An 18,237-nucleotide genomic window follows, 5' to 3' on the forward strand; every position below is an offset into this window, starting at 1 on the left:
CTGCTGGTTTAGCGGCTGCTTTTGGAGCGGCTTTTTTCACTGCTGGTTTAGCGGCAGCTTTCTTCACTGCTGGTTTAGCAGCTGGCTTGGCAGCGGCTTTTTTCACAGCTGGTTTAGCGGCAGCTTTAGCGGCTGCTGGTTTTTTTGCTGGAGCAGCGGCTTTAGCGGCTGCAGGTTTCTTTGCTGGAGCAGCTTTCTTGGCTGCTGGTTTCTTTGCGGCGGTTGCCATGTTTAGTTCTCCTTCATCGGGGATGGGAAAAATTCGTTTACAAGATTTAAACCCGTCCAACCCGGGATTGGGCCAGGCGAATTATTCATCGGCGCAAACAGCATTCCGTTTGCGCTAATGAATTCGGCACTAGCTGAACTGCTGCATCTCCTCACAAGTGCAGCGCTTCAGCCATCGATCCACCCGCCGTCCGAGGCCGGCGCGGCGTGTGGATACAAATCTTGTCGCGACGTTTTGCGGTGGTCCGGGCGTGTCCTCAGCTCCTGGAACCTGCGTCGCAGCCACGTCGCGGTTTTCGTTTTCAAACAAAAAACCGCCCGGCCTGAATTGAATCAGGCAAGACGGTTGAACAAAAACGACGTGGTCTTGTGCATATCTGTGTGAATCTATGTCCCGTATCGCGGTCATCACTGCGTGGTGCGCCTTCAAATTTTTCGCACTTTTTAAATCACGCATTTTCAAGTTCGTAAAGTACACGAAAACCTTGTCGGTGCGCAACCAGCACGATAGAGATTCACGCGCTTTTTTTACGTTCGACGTGCGCCGGTTCACGCATGCATACCGATTCAAGCTGCTCGACTGCTTCGCTGCGCGCACTTCACGCGCGCTCAATCGGGTTCGGGAAGTGCCGCGCGCATCGCGCTGAAAAAACGCACTTCAAAGTAAGCCTTATGCAGACTGGGTTTCTTTGACGCCGCCAAAATCGGCCAGAAAATCACGCCACCCGCTTCCGAATCCGAGAGCGCTGGCGCAGGGTTCACGCGTCGTCGCAGCTCGCTGTTTTTAATTCGTCGCGATTATGAGACAGAGTAAGGCGAATAGCAAGCGGAATACAGCGCGAAGCCGCAGCGCATCTGCGTTTTAGTGCGTGTGTTCGAACGCGTTTGATCGCCGGCGCGATCATGTAAATCGACGTTAAGGCATGCGGAGACAGGCCGCGTTTGAATTGGTGCGCGCGCTTACTCGGCGTCTTCCAGCTTGCGGCGGGCCACCCACTCGTTCATGCCGGCGGCCATGCGCTTGAGCAGGCGGGCGAGGTCGCGGCGCTCGGCGCTGCTCCAATCGGCCATCAGTTCGCCGACGATCTCTTCGCGCATACGGTCGATGGCGTCCGCCATCTCGCGTCCGAGCTCCGTCACTTCCGCTTCGCGCACGCGCTTGTCGCGGGTGCCGGCGCGACGCACCACCAGTCCCAGTTCATCGAGACGCGCCACCTGGCGGCTGACGGTGGTGTAGTCGCGGCCGACCAGATCGGCCAGCTCCACCACGCCGATCGGACCGCGCCGGTCGATGCGCACCAGCAGGGGAAGCAGTGCACGCTCGAGCGGCATGGCCATCTCGGACATCAGTTCGACGTCGGGCTCGGGACGGCTCATGAAGCCGATGATGTCGAGCAGCGCGTCATGCAAATCGCGGATATCTTTATTCATATGTGCATTATACACATAGTTCTTGACACGATTTTTCGACCGGAATAATATGTGCAAAATACACATACATGGAGAGCAGCATGCACACTGATATTCTGATCTGCGGCGCCGGTGCGGCCGGCATGACACTGGCGATCGACCTCGCGCGCCGCAACGTGGACTTCGTTCTGATCGATCAGGCGGATGAGCCGTTCAGTGGTTCGCGCGGCAAAGGCATCCAGCCGCGCACCCTGGAAATCTTCGAAGCGCTGGACGTGGCCGACCGCATGATCGCCGCTGGTGGACGCTATCCGTCGCAGCGCCACTACGCGGCCGACGGCAGCTACCACGATGAAGTCTCGGTGCAGGCCAGCGCCGCCACGCCGGCCGAACCCTATGGCGAGCCGCTGATGCTGCCGCAGCACCTGACCGAAGGCATCCTGCGCACACGGCTGGCGGAGCTGGGACATGCGCCGCGCTATGGCCATGCGCTGCTGGGATTTGAACAGGACGCCAACAGCGTCACCGCACGCGTGGCGTCCGTCGAGGAAGAGATCACGATACGCGCCCGCTACCTGATCGGCGCCGACGGCGGTCGCAGCACGGTGCGCAAAACCCTGGGCGTGGATTTTCCCGGCGAGTCGCTGGGCGCCCGCGCGGTGGTGGCCGACCTCACGCTCAGCGGCTTGACGCGCGAGGTATGGCATCGCTGGGGCAAAGGCGCTGGCCAGATTAGCCTCTGCCCTTTGCAAGGGACCACGCTATTCCAATTGCAGATGCCGATTCCGCTGGAAGGTGAGTTCGATCTGTCGGACGCCGGCCTCGCCGCCGCCATTGTCGAACGTACCGGGTGCGATGACATCGCGCTGCATGCCGTCCACTGGCGTTCGGACTACGCGATGAGCGCGCGGCTAGCAGAGCGCTATCGAGTGGGCCGCGTGTTCCTCGCCGGCGATGCGGCGCACGTGCATCCGCCGACCGGCGGGCAAGGCTTGAACACCAGCGTGCAGGATGCCTGGAACCTGGGGTGGAAACTGGCGGCCGTGCTGCGCGGCGCCGATGACGCGCTGCTCGACACTTATGAAGAAGAGCGGCGTGAGATCGCCGCCGGGATGCTGGGCATGTCCACCCGCCTGCTCGACGCCGCCCGCGAGCGTGGCGACCTGCGGCGAGGGCGCGAACAGCAGCAGCTGGATCTCGGCTATCCGGCATCCTCGCTGTCGCTCGACGAACGCGGCGACGATGCACCGCTGCGCGCCGGCTACCGCGCACCGGACGCACCACTGCTTGGCGCCGGTGGACAGCCGTGCCGTTTGTTTTCGCTATTGAAATCGGGAGATTGGATCATGCTGCGCTATGAAGCGCGGAGTGAACCGGTGATCGCTCCTCGCCGTGGCCTGCGCATCATCGACATCGGCCAGCATGCCGCCTTGCGCGATCAAGAGGGCCACCTGCGCACCGCCTACGGCTTCGCACCCGGCGACATCGCCCTGCTCCGCCCCGACGGCTATCTCGCCGTCCTCACCCACGACGAAAGCAGCGCGGCGCTGGCGGCATACATTGGCCGCTCATTGCATTAGGCGACGACGCTCCAGCCGTTCGCGGGCATCGGCCAGCGCGGAGCGCAGCTGGCGCTCCAGTTCCGCCTTGGGCGGCAGCTCGGTCCAATACTCGGCGACCGTGATGCCGTCCTTCTGCACCTGCAGCAGCTCGACCTGCTCGTGGCTCGACTCCGCGCACAGGATCAAACCAATAGGCGCCTCCTCGCCGGGCTGGCGCTCGTAGCGGTCCAACCACTTGAGATAGAGCTCCATCTGCCCCTTGTGCGCCGCCTTGAAGCGTCCCAGCTTCAACTCAATCGCCACCAGCCGCCGCAAACGCCGATGAAAGAACAGCAGATCAAGATAAAAGTCCTCACCATCAATCACCATCCGCTTCTTCCGCTCGACGAAAGCAAAGCCCTGGCCTAACTCCAGGATGAACGCCTTCAACTGAATCAGAATGGCCGCCTCCAGATCCGCCTCATCGTGACCATCGCGCAGACCAAGGAAATCCAGAAAATACGGATCCTTGAACACCGCTTCGGGCGCACCCTCTGGCGCTGAAAGTTCGGCACTGGCGATCTCGTGACGCTCATAGGCTTTCCGCTCAATCTGCCGACGCAGCTCGCGCATGCTCCATCGCTCCGCCGCGCTTTGCCGGGCATAGTACAAGCGAGCGGCCTCTTTTTTTAGTGGTATGAGATACAGAAAGTGTGTCCAACTCAATTGTCGCATCAGTGATGCGACAATTTCCTGGTCGGAAAAGGCTTGAGAAAATTGCACCATACGGCGAAGATTCTGCACCTCGAAGCCGCGGCCAAACTCCCGTTCCAGTTTCTGGGCTCAGTTCGGCATTGACTGTGGCAGCCAATCGCTGCCGGCTGGCGCAATGAGACTGCGTAACTCCGCATGCAAGGACTCCACATCACCGGTCAGCAAATGGGAACGCCTGAAATGACAAAAGCCCTGCAATGCAGGGCTTTTGGTTCGGGGCTGAGGGAGATTAGTCCCAGTTCAGCGCGCCGCCGGTCTGGTATTCGATGACGCGGGTTTCGAAGAAGTTACGCTCTTTCTTCAGGTCGATCATCTCGCTCATCCACGGGAATGGGTTTTCTTCCTGATCGAACAGCGCTTCCAGGCCGATCTGGGTGGCGCGGCGGTTGGCGATGAAGCGCAGGTAGCCTTTGAACATGGTGGCGTTCAGGCCCAGCACGCCGCGTGGCATGGTGTCTTCGGCGTAGGCGTACTCCAGTTCCACCGCTTTCAGGAACAGCTGCTTGATCTCTTCCTTGAAGGCCGGGGTCCACAGCAGCGGGTTTTCCATCTTGATGGTGTTGATCAGGTCGATGCCGAAGTTGCAGTGCATCGATTCGTCACGCAGGATGTACTGGTACTGCTCGGCGGCGCCCATCATCTTGTTCTGACGGCCCAGCGCCAGGATCTGGGTGAAGCCGACGTAGAAGAACAGGCCTTCCATCAGGCAGGCGAACACGATCAGCGATTTGAGCAGTTTCTGGTCCTGCTCCACGGTGCCGGTGGTGAAGGCCGGGTCGGTCAGGGTGTCGATGAACGGAATCAGGAACTCGTCCTTGTCGCGGATCGATTTGACTTCGTTATAGGCGTTGAAGATCTCTTGCTCGTCCAGGCCCAGCGATTCGACGATGTACTGGTAGGCGTGGGTGTGGATCGCTTCTTCAAACGCCTGGCGCAGCAGGTACTGGCGGCACTCAGGAGCGGTGATGTGGCGGTAGGTGCCCAGCACGATGTTGTTGGCGGCCAGCGAGTCGGCGGTGACGAAGAAGCCCAGGTTGCGCTTGACCAGGCGACGCTCGTCGTCGGTCAGGCCGTTCGGGTTCTTCCACAGCTCGATGTCGCGCTGCATGTTCACTTCCTGCGGCATCCAGTGGTTGGCGCAGCCGGCCAGGTATTTGTCCCAGGCCCATTTGTATTTGAACGGCACCAGCTGATTGACGTCGGTTTTGCCGTTGATGATGCGCTTGTCGTCCGCGTTGACGCGCAGCGCGACTTGCTCAGCGCTGCCCTCGGTGGCCAGCGCGGCTTGATTTACTACTGGTTTGGCCGATGCGGCCTCGTCGTCCCAGGACAGCGACATAATGAGTTCCTTCTGAGTTCTGTATATATTAGTACCAATGTCGTCCCCGCGCAGGCGGGGACCCAATTGGATTCCGGCCTACGCCGGAATGACGGCTGTTATTGGCAGGCTTCGCATTCCTCGAAACCGTCGTCGCCTGGACGCAGGTAGCAGGCGGCGCCGTCTTCTTCGGTCGAGGCGGCAGCGACAGGCGCTGGCGCCGGTGCTGCACTTGCTGCAGCCAAGCCGCCATCCACTGGCACCGCGTTCAGGGCGCCGGTCTTGGAGGTCGACTTCTCGGTGTGAGTGGCCGAGGTGGTGCGCAGGTAGTAGGTGGTTTTCAGGCCACGCAGCCATGCCAGCTTGTAGGTTTCGTCCAGCTTCTTGCCCGAGGCGCCAGCCATGTAGATGTTCAGCGACTGTGCCTGGTCGATCCATTTCTGGCGACGCGAGGCAGCTTCCACCAGCCAGCTAGGCGACACTTCGAACGCGGTTGCATAAATGTCACGCAGGTCGTTCGGGATGCGGTCGATCTTGGCCAGCGAACCGTCGAAGTATTTCAGGTCGGCGATCATCACCTCGTCCCACAGGTCGCGTGCTTTCAGGTCACGTACCAGGTAGGCGTTGATCTCGGTGAACTCGCCCGACAGGTTGGACTTCACGTACAGGTTCTGGAAGGTCGGTTCGATGCAAGCCGACACGCCGATGATGTTCGAAATGGTCGCGGTCGGAGCGATCGCCACGCAGTTCGAGTTACGCATGCCGAACTTCTTGATGCGCTCGCGCACCGGGGTCCAGTCCATCGCCGACGACAGGTCTTGCTCCAGGTAGCCGCCGCGCTCTTCGGCCAGCAGTTTGATCGAGTCCTGTGGCAGGATGCCGCGATCCCACAGCGAACCTTTGTACGAAGCGTAGTGGCCGCGTTCTTCAGCCAGTTCGGTCGAGGCCAGGTAGGCGTAGTAGCAGACGGCTTCCATCGAGGTGTCGGCGAACTGCACCGATTCCATCGACGAGAACGGCACACGCATCATGTGCAGGCAGTCCTGGAAGCCCATCACGCCCAGGCCCACCGGACGGTGACGCATATTGGCGTTACGCGCTTTTTCCACCGCGTAGTAGTTAATGTCGATCACGTTATCCAGCATGCGCATCGCGGTGCGGATGGTTTTCTGCAGCTTGACGTGATCCAGCTTGCCCTCTTTCATGTGGGCCGGCAGGTTGACCGAACCCAGGTTGCAGACGGCGATTTCGTCCGGACCGGTGTTCAGGGTGATCTCGGTGCACAGGTTCGAGCTGTGGACCATGCCCACGTGCTGCTGCGGCGAACGGATGTTGCAAGGATCTTTGAAGGTGATCCAAGGGTGGCCGGTTTCGAACAGCATCGACAGCATCTTGCGCCACAGGTCCAGCGCCTGGATTTTCTTGAACACGCGGATTTCGCCGGCGGCCGCCTTGGCTTCGTAGCCCAGGTAGGCTTTTTCGAAGGCCTTGCCGACCAGGTCGTGCAGGTCAGGCGTGTCGGATGGCGAGAACAGGGTCCATTCGCCTTTTTCCATCACGCGCTTCATGAACAGGTCTGGAATCCAGTTGGCGGTGTTCATGTCGTGGGTGCGGCGGCGGTCGTCGCCGGTGTTCTTGCGCAGGTCCAGGAACTCTTCGATGTCCATGTGCCAGGTTTCCAGGTAGGCGCAGACCGCGCCCTTGCGCTTGCCGCCCTGGTTGACCGCCACGGCGGTGTCGTTGACCACTTTCAGGAACGGCACCACGCCTTGCGATTTGCCGTTGGTGCCCTTGATGTGGGCGCCCAGTGCACGCACAGGGGTCCAGTCGTTACCCAGGCCGCCGGCGAATTTCGCCAGCAGGGCGTTTTCCTTGATGGCGTCGTAGATGCCTTCCAGATCGTCCGAGACGGTGGTCAGGTAGCACGACGACAGCTGCGAACGCAGGGTGCCCGAGTTGAACAGGGTCGGGGTCGACGACATGAAGTCGAAGGTCGACAGCAGGTTGTAGAACTCGATGGCGCGCGCTTCGCGGTCGGTTTCGTTCAGGGCCAGGCCCATTGCGACCCGCATGTAGAAGGCCTGTGGCATTTCGATGCGGACATCGCGCACGTGCAGGAAGTAGCGGTCGTACAGGGTTTGCAGGCCGATGTAGCCGAACTGCAGGTCGCGGTCGGCGACGATGGCTTTGGCCAGGCGGGCCAGGTCGAATTCACCGAGTTTGGTGTCCAGCAGTTCGGCCGCGATACCTTTGGCGATGTACTGCGGGAAGTAGGTCACGTATTCGGCGGCGGCGGCGGCTTGCGCGACTTCCTTGCCGAAGACTTCCTTGCGGATAGTGTGCAGCAGGATGCGGGCGGTCACTTGCGAGTAAGCCGGATCCTTTTCCATCAGCGCGCGGGCAGCCAGGATGGCGGATTTGTGCAGCTCTTCGACCGGCACGCCGTCGTACAGGTTTTTCAGGGTTTCAGCGACGATGGCGTCGGCATCCACGTGTTTTTCCAGGCCCTGGCAGGCAGCGCCGATCAGGCTGGTCACGCGGCTCAGTTCCAGCGGCTTGCGCTCGCCGTTTTCCAGCACGTGGATTTGCGGTGCGGCGATGGTGGCGGCGCCCGAAGCTTCCTTGGCGGCGCGGCGCTCTTCCATTTGCTTGGCGCGGTACAGCACGTAGGCGCGGGCAACGTCATGTTCGCCCGAGCGCATCAGGGCCAGTTCAACCTGGTCTTGCACGTCTTCGATGTGGAAAGTGCCGCCCGATGGCTGGCGGCGCACCAGTGCCGACACCACGCTGGCGGTCAGCTGTTCCACCAGTTCACGGATGCGGGCCGAAGCTGCGCCCTGGCCGCCATTCACGGCCAGGAAGGCCTTGGTCATGGCGACTGCAATTTTCGACGGTTCAAACGCCACAACCGCGCCGTTACGGCGGATGATGCGATAGTCACCGAGGTCGCTCGCTGCCGTTGCCGGGCTGCTGGCGGTACTCGCAGCCACTGCTGGTACCAGTGCTGGATTGATGGTGATGTCTTGAGTAGATTGCATTTAAGCTCCCCGGTTACAACGCGCAGTCGTTGCTGCCCGCATATGTATGTTTAACAAGAATTAGTGTCACGGCAACCACTAGATCTAGTGCCGGACCCAACTCGATCCACTGATTGTAGTAGCCGCCTTTTCCCCGTGCAAGGGGAAATTTTGTCGTTTACGGCAATTTTTCTATTGACTTTGCGGAAGGCCCTTTACTACGCGCAATCCCGCGATAGCGCTCACTAACGCGGGCTCTTGCAGTGCCTTTTGATTAAGCAGTTTTTGATAATATTCCCAATCAAACAACGGCCCCGGATCGGTTTTCCGGCCCGGCGCGATGTGTTCATGTCCCTGCACGTCGGCCAACGGATAGTGCTGCTTCAGCGCCAGCGTCAGTTCGGCCAGCGCGTCGTACTGCGCCGCCTCGAACGGCACGAAATCGCTGCCTTCCAGCTCCACACCGATAGCAAAATCATTACATTTCTCGCGCCCGCAAAAGCGCGACACGCCGGCATGCCAGGCGCGATCGTTGGCGGAAACGTATTGAATTACCTTGCCGTCCCGGCGGATAAAAAAGTGGCTGGAAACCTTCAGGCCACGCAGGTCGGCGAACGAGGGGTCAGCATTATAATCGATCCGGCCGGTGAACAGGTCGGACACGTGCGGACCGCCGAATTGGCCGCCCGGCAGCGAGATGTTGTGCACCACCAGCAGGGTGATGTCGTCCGGCGCCGGGCCGGGGCGCGCATCGAAATACGGGCTGTCGTAGCGCTGCGCCAGCGGCAGCCAGCCATCAAATCCACTCACCGCATTCACGTCTCCGGCTCCTGGATGTTCAGTTTCTGCATTTGATAGCGCAGCTGGCGGAAGCTGATGCCCAGCAGCTGCGCAGCTTGCGTGCGGTTGAACTGGGTCTGCGCCAGCGCCCGCAGGATGATGTCGCGCTCGATCTGGTTCAGGTAGTCGGGCAGGCTGGCCGGCAGCGCATCGAGCGGCAGCGGCGGCGTGGCGACAGCCATCGGCGCGGTCGGCGCCGGCATCGGCACTATCGCCTCCACGGCTTCGGCCGGCTTGCCGCCTTTCAGCGCCAGGTCGCCGACCTCGATCACGCCATCGTCGGCAAAGGCCAGCGCCCGTTCGAGGATGTTTTCCAGCTCGCGCACATTGCCGGGGAAGGAATAGCCTTTCAACGCTTCCAGCACGCCGGTCCCCAGCACCACCTTGTGCTCGAAGGTGCCGAGCCGTTCGAGGATGGCGCCGGTCAGTTCGCCCAGATCGTCGAGCCGCTCGCGCAGCGGTGGCAGCGTCAGTTCGATCACGTTCAGGCGGTAGAACAAATCCTGGCGGAAGCTGCCCTGCTCCACGCACTGCGCCAGGTTCTTGTGGGTGGCGCTGACGATGCGCACATCGACCGGCTCCTCGGCGGTGGCGCCGATCTTGCGCACGCGCCGCTCCTGGATCGCGCGCAGCAGCTTGACCTGCATCGCCAGCGGCAGGTCGGCCACTTCGTCGAGCATCAGGGTGCCGCCATTGGCGGCCTGGAAGAAGCCTTCGCGGTCGTCGGCCGCGCCGGTGAAAGAGCCCTTGCGGTAGCCGAAGAACTCCGCTTCCATCAGCGCTTCCGGGATCGCGCCGCAGTTGACGGCGATGAAGGGCTTGCCGGCACGCGAGCTTTGCGCATGGATTTCGCGCGCCGCCAGTTCCTTGCCGCTGCCCGATTCGCCGTGGATGTAGACCGGCGCCATCGAGCGCGCCAGCCGCGCGATCTGCGCGCGCAGCGCCTGGATCACGGCCGACTCGCCGCGCAGGCGGCTGGTGACCGGCGTCGCGCTTGGCGCCGGCGCTGCTTCCGGTCCGGCGTTCAGGCGCAGCGCCGACTGCACCATCACGCGCAGCTGGTCCAGCGCCACCGGCTTGGAGATGTAATCGAAGGCGCCGGCTTTCAGCGCCACCACCGCGTTGTCGGCGCTGCCGAAGGCGGTCACCACCGCCACCGGCGTGTTCTTGTAGGCGGCCGTGACTTCGCGCACCAGCTCCAGCCCCAGGCCGTCCGGCAGGCGCATATCGGTCAGCACCAGTTGGTATTCCGTCCCTGCCAGCAGCGCGCGCGCCTCGGCCAGCGTGGCCGCGCTGTCGACGTCCAGCCCCATTTTCAGCAGGGTCAGTTCCAGCAGTTCGCGCAGGTCGGCCTCGTCGTCGACGACCAGCACGCGCGGCGAACGCGGGGCCTGAGGGGAACGTGCACTCATTAAACAGCCTTTCCTTGCGTCTGCCCGTGCGAGGCGAAAGTAATGACAAAGCGCCCGCTCAACGCCGGGCTGCCGTCGGCGCTGTCCCTGTTATCAAAACGGTATTCATAGTCCAGCCGCGCTTCGTTATTCAAACACAATTCCCGCGCCAGATACAGCCCCAGCCCGGTGCCCTTGCTGGAGGTGGTGTAAAACGGCTCGAACAAGTGGGCCCGCACTTCGGGCGAAATGCCGGGGCCGTCGTCCTGCACATGCAGTTCCAGCCGCTGCGCCTTGTCGCGCACCGCGTCGAGGCGGATCGAAGCCGGCCCGCCGCTGGCGTAGCGCACCGCGTTGTTCAGCAGGTTGAGCACCACCTCGCGCAGGTGCAGCGCATCGAAGCGCACCAGCGTGCCCGGGGCCACCGTGACGTCGACGATCTCCGGCGCCAGCCCGTGGGTGTCGATGAATTCCGCGCGCAGCTCGGCCAGGAAGACGTCCAGCGCCAGCGGCTCGCTGTGCTGCTGCGCCTTGCGCGACAGCTGCAGGATGTCCTCCACCATGCGGTTGACGCGGCTGACGTTGTCGCCAACGATCTTCAACAGGCGCTGGTGCACCGGGTCGCTGATGTCCTCGCCCAGCAGCGCGGTGGCGTGGCCGATGGCCGACAGCGGATTGCGCACCTCGTGCGCGATGCTGGCGGTCAGGCGCCCCATCGAGGCCAGCTTCAATTGCTGCGCCTGATTTTCAATGCCGGTCACGTCCTGCAGGAAGATCACGCTGCGCGGCGCGCCCAGCCCGTGGGTGTCGGCGGCGGCGAAGCGCACTTTCAGATGCGCGGCCAGGTCGCGGCGCGCGCTCCAGGCGGCGGTCATGCCTTCCAGTGCGGCGTCGTTGAATGGTTTGATGGCCAGGAATGCGGTGGCCTGCGTGGTGTCTTCGCGCCAGGCGTGATAGGCCTGCGCCAGCGGCGCCAGCGCCACGGCGGCCGACAGTTTGAACTTGAGCTCCGGCCCGACCAGGCCAAGCATCTGCTGCGCCGCCGGATTGCCGGCCACCACCTGCCCGTCCGCATCGACCACCAGGATGCCGTCGCCGATGTTGGCCATCACCAGCCGGTTGACGGCCTGCTGCACGCTGATCTCGACCCCGCGCTGGTTGGCCAGTTCCTCCTGCCCGATCAACTTGGCGGCCATGCGGTTCACCACCAGCACGGCGGCCAGGAAGGCGGCGCCGTACAAGCCGGCCTGCATCACATCGCGGTCGCTGTCGAACAGGAAGATTTGCCAGGTGGTGTCGCCGAGCAGGAACAGCGTCACCAGCGAGGCGCAGAACAGCGCCACCACCAGCGGCGCCAGGATGGCCAGCCCGGCCAGCGGGAACAAATACAGGATCGCCAGCCCGCTGCGCATGCCGCCGCCGGCCAGGTAGAGCAAGGAAATGATCGCCAGGTCGCAGGCGATCTGCGACAGCAGTTGCAGCACGAAGCGGCGCTGCACGTACACCGCCGACAATGCAAAGCCGATCGCCAGCCCGAGGTAGACCAGGCAGATTTGCAGGTAAAGATACTGGCCGGAGGCGCGCAGGCCGCGATTGTCGAAACTCAGGTAGACCAGCAGCACCAGCGCGATCACCACGCGCGTGGCGTTCAGCGTTTGCAGCGAGCGCCAGAAGGTAGCGCGCGATTCGGCCGACAGGGCTTGCAGGCGCGTGGTCACGGCCGCCGGGCGTTATGCGGACGGCAGTGCGGCGTGGGCCGCGCTGCAATAGTCACGGCCGTTGGCCTGCACCGTTTCCGAGGCCGGATAGAAGATGCCGCAGTGCGCGCATTGCAGCATCACCTCGGCGTCGTTGGCCGCCTGCGAACGCGAACGCGCTTGCGGCGACGGCGACGGCGCCGGCTGCTGCGGCGGCTGTTGTTGGCGGAACTGCTGCTGGTGGCGCTTCTGCGCCTCGCGGATCTTGGAACGGATCGCGAAGATCACCAGGAATACCAGCGCCAACCAGAAAATAATACGGCTCATGCCCAACCCTTATGCAAAACCACTTCAAACACAAAACGGCTGCCGACGTAGGCCAGCAGCAAAGTCGCAAAGCCGGCCAGCGTGAAACTCAGCGCCGTCTTGCCGCGCCAGCCACGGAAGCGGCGGCCGGCCAGCAGCGCGGCAAACAGCACCCACGACAGCAGCGTGAACACCGACTTGTGATCCCATTTCAGCGCCTGCCCGAACAGCTGTTCCGAGAACACGATGCCCGACAACACGGTCAGGGTCAGGAAGGCGAAGCCGAAGCCTATCATGCGGAACAACAGCTTTTCCATCGTCAGCAGCGCCGGCAGCTGGTCCAGCGCGCCGGACAAAAAGGACTGGCGGTCGGTGCGCGCATGCAGGCGCGCCTCCTGCAAGGCCATCAGCACGGCGTGGAAGGCGGCGATGGTCAGCGTCGAATACGCCATCGTGGCGATCGCGATGTGCCAGCCGAACAGCGGCGACTTGCCCTCCAGCGGCACCAGGTTGCCGGGGAAGAGCAGCTGCAGCAGCGCCGCCACGGCGGCCACCGGCATCACCAGCCGGCGCAAGCCGTCCAGGCTGAAGTTCTGGTTCTCGATCCAGTAGGCCGCTACCGACACCCACAGGGCCGACGACAGCATGGCGGCAAAGCCGAAGCGCAGCGCGCCGCCGGCGGCGATTTCCGACCACAGGCCGGCGCCATGCAGCAGCCATGCGGCCAGGGTGACGGCCGAAATCAGGCCGCCCCGGCGCGATGGCAGCGCGGCGCACACTATATACAGCACGATGGCTGCGATAAAAGAATAAGTCTGCATCCCGGCAGTCTACACCATCATTTAAACCAGCATCAGTCCACGGCAGCCATGCGCAGCTCGTCGTGATGATGGCGCTGCTGCTCTTCCATCACCAGCTGGCCCAGCTCGCGCTTGAGGGCATTGAATTCGGCGGACGCCGGATCGCGCAGGCGCGGCAGGTCGATCAAGATATCGCGCTTGACGGTGCCGGGGCGATAGGTCATCACCACGATGCGGTCGGCCAGGTAAATCGCCTCCTCGATCGAGTGGGTGACGAAGATGATGGTCTTTTTCAGCTCGGACCAGATGCGCAGCAGTTCATCCTGCAGGTTGCGGCGCGTGAGCGCGTCCAGGGCGCCGAACGGCTCGTCCATCAGCATGATGGGCGAATCGAGCGCCAGCACGCGGGCGATCGCCACCCGCTGGCGCATCCCGCCCGACAGGTCTTTCGGGTAGCGGTTGCGGAAGTCCTGCAGGGACAGCATGTTGAGCAGCTTGTCAACCGTGGCCGTGACCTGCGCTTTCGGCTGGCCCTTGATCTCCAGGCCGAAGCCGATATTGTCGGCCACCGTCATCCACGGGAACAGCGCGTATTCCTGGAACACCATGCCGCGCTCCGGACCGGGCGCGGTCACCAGCCTGCCGTCGGCGGTGATGCTGCCGGACGACGGCGGCGCAAAGCCGGCCACCGCGTTCAGCAGGGTCGACTTGCCGCAGCCGGAAGGACCGAGCAGGCACACGAACTGGCCCTGCGGGATTTCCAGGTTGATGTCCTTGAGCGCCACCACTTCGCGTTCGGCGGTCTGGAACACCTTGTTCACTTGCGAGACGAGGATGTGCGACATCAGTTCTCCAATCCACGGTGCCAGCGCAGCAGGTAGTTATTCAGCTTGTTCATGCCGACGTCGATGGCCAAGCCGATCAGGCCAATCGTAATCATGCCGGCGATGATTTTGTCGGACCAGAAGTACTCGCGCGCTTCGAGGATGCGGAAGCCGAGGCCATTGTTCACCGCCACCATCTCGGCCACGATCACCACGATGAAGGCGGTGCCGATGCCGATCCGCACGCCGGACAGGATGTAAGGCACGGCCGCCGGCAGGATCACGCGGGTGAACATGGTGAAGCCGGAGGCGCCGAGGTTGCGCGCGGCGCGGATGTAAATCCCGTCGACCTGGCGCACGCCGGCGATGGTATTCATCAGCACCGGGAAGAAAGCGCCCAGCGCGATCAGGAACACGGCCGGCGGGTTACCGAGCCCGAACCACAGCATCGACAAGGGGATGTAGGCGATCGGCGGGATCGGCCGCACCATCTGCACCAGCACATTGAACCAGTCGTAGACGCGGTTGCTCATGCCCATCGCCAGCCCGAGCGGCAGGGCCAGGCCGCCGCCGATCAGGAAGCCGACCACCACGCGGTACAAGCTGCTCAGGGAATCGGTAATCAGCTCGCCGGAGACGGCCCAGTGCAGCCAGCTGCCGGCGGCCGGATCATACGGCTGCAGCGGCAGCAGGTAGGCGATCCACTTCTCCGCCACCGCCAGCGGCGACGGCAGCACTTGCGGGTTGACCCAGCCCAGTGCGGCCACCGTTTGCCACACGGCCACCACCACGGCCGGCAGCACCAGGCCGATGCCGATCTGCCGCAAGGAAGACGCGCGCGCGGAGGCCGTCATTACTTCACGCCCAGCGATTTCTTGGCCGCGTCCAGCAGGTCGGTCTTGACCCAGTCCTTGGCCACCGGCGGCTTGGCCATGCGGCCGACGCCGGTCTTGACCATCACGTCGGTGGTGATCTGGATGTGCTCGGGCGTGATGTCGTAGCTGTACGGCGAATTGCCGATGGCGTCGTCGAAATCATCCTTGGTGATCTGGCCTTTAAAGACCACCTCGCGCACATACTTCTCGGCCACCGCCTTGTTCTCGATGAACAGCTTGGTGGACTGGACGAAGCAGTTCATGAACTTCTCGGCCAGCGGGCGCTTCTCTTTATAGAACTTCTCGGTCATCACCATCGTGCGCACCGGCTCGCCGATCGGGGTGTCGTAGGGCTTGAGGATCTCGGTGCCGAAGCCCTTGTTGATGGCTTGCGAGGATTGCGGCTCGGACTGCATCATGGCGTCGATCTGCTTGCCGAGCAGCGCCTGATTAAGGTCGGCGTAGGCCAGGAACACCAGCTGCACATCCTTGCCCGGCTGGTCGGACACGGTCAGGCCGTTTTGCTGCAGCTCGGCCAGCAGCAGCACTTCCTGGATGCCGCCGCGCGTGACGCCGACTTTCTTGCCCTTGAGGTCCTTGACGGTTTTCAGTTTGAGGTCGGCGCGGCTGACCAATTGCGCGCCGCCCTTGGCAAAGCCGGCCACCACGAAGATCGGCGCGCCGCCGGCGCGGCCCGAGATGGCGGCCTCGGAGGCGGTGGTGCCGACATCGAGCTCGCCGGCGATAATCGCCTGCATCACATCGAGGCCCTTGGCGAACACCCGCTCCTCGACCTTGATGCCGCACTTGGGCGCGATTTCCTTGATATACGAGACGGCGCCGTAGTGGGCGAACTTGAGGTTCCCCAGGCGGACGACTTCCTGGGCCTGGGCGCTGCCAACGGCGGCGGTCATGACTACGGCGGTGCAAAGCGCTTTCAGTTTCATCCGTCTCTCCCAAAAGGTGGTTTGAAGAAATCATACCAAGCCCGGCAGGTCTTGCCTATCAGCGCATTCTGACCCCGCGTATGCGCTCAAGGCGCTCGCTGCTGGGCGGGTGGCTGGACAGGTAGCCCATATCGCCACCCTGCTGCTGTTCCAGCTTTTGCAGCTGGGTGAAGACCTCGACCAGCGGTTGCACGCCGAGACCGTTGTGCAGCATCATGGCGACCGCGTAATCGTCGGCGTCGCGCTCGGCGTCGCGCGAATACTTCATGTCCAGCAGCAGCGCCGGCGCGGTGGCCATCAGGGCCGACATGTCGCCGAACACCAGACCGGAAATCGCCGTCACCACCGAGCCCTGGATCAGGCGGCGCATGCCGTGGTGATGGTGCAGGTGGCCCAGCTCGTGGCCCAGCACCGCCATCACGGCGTCGTCGCTGGCCAGCAGCTTGACCATCTGGTCGGTCATCACAATATCGCCCGACGGCAGCGCGAAGGCGTTGGGACCGACCCGGCTGCTACGGAATTGCAACCGCCATGCCGGCGCCGCGCCCTCCCCCGGCGGCTGCAACTGGCGCAGACGCGCGGTCAGCGCGGCCTGCCGTTGCGGCGTCAAGGCCGACGGCGCGAGGATGTGTTTGTCGAGCAGCGCCAGCACGCCGTCGCCCAGCTGCCGCTCCACTTGCGGCGGCAGCGCGGCGGCGATGCCGGCCGCCAGCGCCGGCAACAGGTACAGATAGCCGAGCCACAGCAGTGCCACTGTGGCGGCGGCCGAGGCCAGCACCGCGCGCCAGCTGTGCTGCAGGCGCACCACCAGGCCGTCGCGGTGGCCGGTCTCGTGCAACAGCGCGGCAAAAGCCTCGCCGTCGTCCACTTCGAGGAAGGCGCCGTCGGCAAAGCTGACTTTGCGCGCGGCGTGGCGGCTGCGCTCGGACACGTGCAGCGCCTGCAGCGGTTCGCGCCGTTCGGCCTCGCCGCGCAGCACGGCGTGGCCGTCTTCCACGCTCAGCGTGACGCGGTGCAGGCGCGAGCTGCGGCCGTCGAAATAGCGGGCGGCGACTGCGCTCATTTACATCGACAAATCGAAATCGAAGAAATCGGCCGCGCCTTCGCCGGTGGCGCCGACGTCGTCCTGTGGCGCAGCCAGCACATCGTCCAGCGAACCTTCCGGCAGCAGCGCGATCGATTCAAGGCGGTAGCGCAGCGTGCGCACGCGGGCGAACGGCAGGAACAGGCCCAGCGTGCAGATCACGGCCAGGTAGTTGGTCAGCGTGATGAACACCATGCGGCCCCACTTCATGTCGGACTGGAAGCGGTGCTGCTCCAGGCTGGTGTGGTTCCACACCAGGTTTTGCGTCAACTGCATGAACAGCGGGTAGACCAGGAAGAACCAGGCGTAGCCTGCCAGCACCACGTAGCCGGCTTCGGCGGCGTGGGCGTCGGCGGCGCCGGCCGTGCCATCGGCCGGCGACACGCCCGCCATGATCAGCCACGCCAGCGCGCCAAAACCACCGAGGCCGATCAGCACAAACCAGCCATACAGTTTATAAAAATCGCTGACCTCGGCGTCGAAGGAAAAGCGCGCAGTGCCGTAGCGGGCGCTGTTGTGGGTCCAGGCCTTGGCGCGCTGGTGCACAAACGGGATGGCCAGGCCGGCGGTCACGCCGCTCAGCCACGGGCGCACCATGTAGTTGATGTAGGCGTCGTGCAGGTCGCCGGCAAAGCGGAAGCGCAGACCGCGGTAGCCGGTGTTGTGCAGGCGGAAGCGCACGCTCTTCCACATGAACCACGGCGCAACCGCCACCAGCAGCAGCACGCCCAGCACGGCCTGGCCGGGCGAGCCGCGCAGCGCCAGCGCATAAATGCCGACAAACAGCCCGGCCAGGATGCGGCCCTTGAGGATGGACACCGGATTGCCGTGGTACTCGAAGCTGCTGCCGGCCAGCTCGGTGCTGGAATAGAAGTACTGATTGCGGCGCACCTTGGCCCAGGCCGAATAGATGCCCAGCGTAACGATGGTCAGCAGCAGGTTGACGATCCAGATGCGGAAATACTCGCTGCCGCTGGCGCGGAACGTGATGCGCTGCGGCCCCGGCGTCTCGGCGGCGGGCGCCGGCGGCGCGGTCGGGGCGGCGTCCAGTAACTGCTCCATGCTGTCTCCTGTCAGGAATCAAATAGTTGCCAAGACGATGCGCTTTTTAGTCAATATTGTCAACGAGAAATTGTAATTTTTGACAACACCAGCAAATCCGCCGGGTGCGGAGCGATGCGGTAA

General features: G+C 63.3%; 17 protein-coding genes. 2 read left to right on the plus strand and 15 right to left on the minus strand.

Annotated elements, in window-relative coordinates:
• A partial coding sequence (locus BMZ70_RS28365; RefSeq protein WP_175500779.1) for a hypothetical protein occupies positions 1–347 on the plus strand: 347 nt, incomplete at its 5' end.
• Between the two features lie 11 nt (positions 348–358).
• Here BMZ70_RS28365 and BMZ70_RS28035 read toward each other — a convergent pair.
• Together BMZ70_RS28035 and BMZ70_RS15270 are read right to left on the minus strand one after the other, a co-directional pair.
• Positions 359–841, minus strand: a complete 483-nt coding sequence (locus tag BMZ70_RS28035) for a hypothetical protein (RefSeq protein WP_130300764.1) — start codon at positions 839–841, stop codon at positions 359–361.
• 347 nt (positions 842–1,188) lie between these two features.
• Positions 1,189–1,659 carry a MarR family winged helix-turn-helix transcriptional regulator gene (locus tag BMZ70_RS15270; RefSeq protein WP_165403469.1) on the minus strand — a complete coding sequence of 157 codons (471 nt, stop codon included), beginning with the start codon at positions 1,657–1,659 and terminating at the stop codon, positions 1,189–1,191.
• Positions 1,660–1,739: 80 nt separating this feature from the next.
• Here BMZ70_RS15270 and BMZ70_RS15275 point away from each other — a divergent pair, with 80 nt between their 5' ends.
• Entirely contained in the window at positions 1,740–3,218 is a 1,479-nt protein-coding gene (locus BMZ70_RS15275) for an FAD-dependent oxidoreductase (protein WP_229205418.1), read from the plus strand.
• Here BMZ70_RS15275 and BMZ70_RS15280 read toward each other — a convergent pair.
• From BMZ70_RS15280 to BMZ70_RS15340, 13 genes are all read right to left on the minus strand, one after another.
• Positions 3,207–4,013, minus strand: a complete 807-nt coding sequence (locus tag BMZ70_RS15280; protein ID WP_092275876.1) for a PDDEXK nuclease domain-containing protein — start codon at positions 4,011–4,013, stop codon at positions 3,207–3,209. The genes BMZ70_RS15275 and BMZ70_RS15280 overlap by 12 nt on opposite strands.
• 169 nt (positions 4,014–4,182) lie before the next feature.
• Positions 4,183–5,292 (minus strand): ribonucleotide-diphosphate reductase subunit beta, encoded by a 1,110-nt coding sequence (locus BMZ70_RS15285; RefSeq protein ID WP_092275879.1) that lies wholly within the window; start codon positions 5,290–5,292, stop codon positions 4,183–4,185.
• Between the two features lie 98 nt (positions 5,293–5,390).
• Positions 5,391–8,309 (minus strand): ribonucleoside-diphosphate reductase subunit alpha, encoded by a 2,919-nt coding sequence (locus BMZ70_RS15290; RefSeq protein ID WP_092275882.1) that lies wholly within the window; start codon positions 8,307–8,309, stop codon positions 5,391–5,393.
• A 171-nt stretch (positions 8,310–8,480) separates the two neighbouring features.
• Positions 8,481–9,107, minus strand: coding sequence for a 1,6-anhydro-N-acetylmuramyl-L-alanine amidase AmpD (ampD, locus tag BMZ70_RS15295; protein WP_092275885.1), 627 nt, complete (start codon positions 9,105–9,107; stop codon positions 8,481–8,483).
• Positions 9,104–10,540 carry a sigma-54-dependent transcriptional regulator gene (locus tag BMZ70_RS15300; protein ID WP_092275888.1) on the minus strand — a complete coding sequence of 479 codons (1,437 nt, stop codon included), beginning with the start codon at positions 10,538–10,540 and terminating at the stop codon, positions 9,104–9,106. Before BMZ70_RS15300 ends, ampD begins: the two co-directional genes overlap by 4 nt.
• Complete coding sequence (locus BMZ70_RS15305) at positions 10,540–12,237, minus strand: sensor histidine kinase (protein WP_092275891.1); 1,698 nt, start codon at positions 12,235–12,237, stop codon at positions 10,540–10,542. Before BMZ70_RS15305 ends, BMZ70_RS15300 begins: the two co-directional genes overlap by 1 nt.
• Positions 12,238–12,249: 12 nt before the next feature.
• Complete coding sequence (locus tag BMZ70_RS15310; RefSeq protein ID WP_092275894.1) at positions 12,250–12,543, minus strand: PP0621 family protein; 294 nt, start codon at positions 12,541–12,543, stop codon at positions 12,250–12,252.
• Positions 12,540–13,343, minus strand: a complete 804-nt coding sequence (locus BMZ70_RS15315; protein ID WP_092275897.1) for a cytochrome C assembly family protein — start codon at positions 13,341–13,343, stop codon at positions 12,540–12,542. The genes BMZ70_RS15310 and BMZ70_RS15315 overlap by 4 nt, the downstream gene beginning before the upstream one ends.
• Positions 13,344–13,375: 32 nt before the next feature.
• Positions 13,376–14,167: an ABC transporter ATP-binding protein gene (locus BMZ70_RS15320; protein ID WP_092275899.1), complete on the minus strand. Its 792-nt coding sequence runs from the start codon at positions 14,165–14,167 to the stop codon at positions 13,376–13,378.
• Positions 14,167–15,000 carry an ABC transporter permease gene (locus BMZ70_RS15325; RefSeq protein ID WP_092275902.1) on the minus strand — a complete coding sequence of 278 codons (834 nt, stop codon included), beginning with the start codon at positions 14,998–15,000 and terminating at the stop codon, positions 14,167–14,169. The genes BMZ70_RS15320 and BMZ70_RS15325 overlap by 1 nt, the downstream gene beginning before the upstream one ends.
• Positions 15,000–15,968 carry an ABC transporter substrate-binding protein gene (locus BMZ70_RS15330; protein ID WP_092275905.1) on the minus strand — a complete coding sequence of 323 codons (969 nt, stop codon included), beginning with the start codon at positions 15,966–15,968 and terminating at the stop codon, positions 15,000–15,002. Before BMZ70_RS15330 ends, BMZ70_RS15325 begins: the two co-directional genes overlap by 1 nt.
• Before the next feature lie 58 nt (positions 15,969–16,026).
• Positions 16,027–17,031, minus strand: a complete 1,005-nt coding sequence (locus BMZ70_RS15335) for a M48 family metallopeptidase (protein ID WP_092275908.1) — start codon at positions 17,029–17,031, stop codon at positions 16,027–16,029.
• A complete protein-coding gene (locus BMZ70_RS15340; protein ID WP_092275911.1) occupies positions 17,032–18,114 on the minus strand; it encodes a YjgN family protein in 1,083 nt (360 codons plus the stop codon).
• Positions 18,115–18,237: the final 123 nt, after the last annotated feature.

Source organism: Duganella sp. CF402, from assembly GCF_900109645.1.
Lineage (GTDB): Bacteria > Pseudomonadota > Gammaproteobacteria > Burkholderiales > Burkholderiaceae_D > Rugamonas.

Coding starts and splice junctions, on each gene's coding strand:
- BMZ70_RS15270 (WP_165403469.1), bottom strand. CDS start 1,659: ATGAATAAAGATATCCGCGATTTGCATGACGCGCTGCTCGACATCATC.
- BMZ70_RS15275 (WP_229205418.1), top strand. CDS start 1,740: ATGCACACTGATATTCTGATCTGCGGCGCCGGTGCGGCCGGCATGACA.
- BMZ70_RS15285 (WP_092275879.1), bottom strand. CDS start 5,292: ATGTCGCTGTCCTGGGACGACGAGGCCGCATCGGCCAAACCAGTAGTA.
- BMZ70_RS15290 (WP_092275882.1), bottom strand. CDS start 8,309: ATGCAATCTACTCAAGACATCACCATCAATCCAGCACTGGTACCAGCA.
- BMZ70_RS15300 (WP_092275888.1), bottom strand. CDS start 10,540: ATGAGTGCACGTTCCCCTCAGGCCCCGCGTTCGCCGCGCGTGCTGGTC.
- BMZ70_RS15310 (WP_092275894.1), bottom strand. CDS start 12,543: ATGAGCCGTATTATTTTCTGGTTGGCGCTGGTATTCCTGGTGATCTTC.
- BMZ70_RS15315 (WP_092275897.1), bottom strand. CDS start 13,343: ATGCAGACTTATTCTTTTATCGCAGCCATCGTGCTGTATATAGTGTGC.
- BMZ70_RS15320 (WP_092275899.1), bottom strand. CDS start 14,167: ATGTCGCACATCCTCGTCTCGCAAGTGAACAAGGTGTTCCAGACCGCC.
- BMZ70_RS15325 (WP_092275902.1), bottom strand. CDS start 15,000: ATGACGGCCTCCGCGCGCGCGTCTTCCTTGCGGCAGATCGGCATCGGC.
- BMZ70_RS15330 (WP_092275905.1), bottom strand. CDS start 15,968: ATGAAACTGAAAGCGCTTTGCACCGCCGTAGTCATGACCGCCGCCGTT.
- BMZ70_RS15335 (WP_092275908.1), bottom strand. CDS start 17,031: ATGAGCGCAGTCGCCGCCCGCTATTTCGACGGCCGCAGCTCGCGCCTG.
- BMZ70_RS15340 (WP_092275911.1), bottom strand. CDS start 18,114: ATGGAGCAGTTACTGGACGCCGCCCCGACCGCGCCGCCGGCGCCCGCC.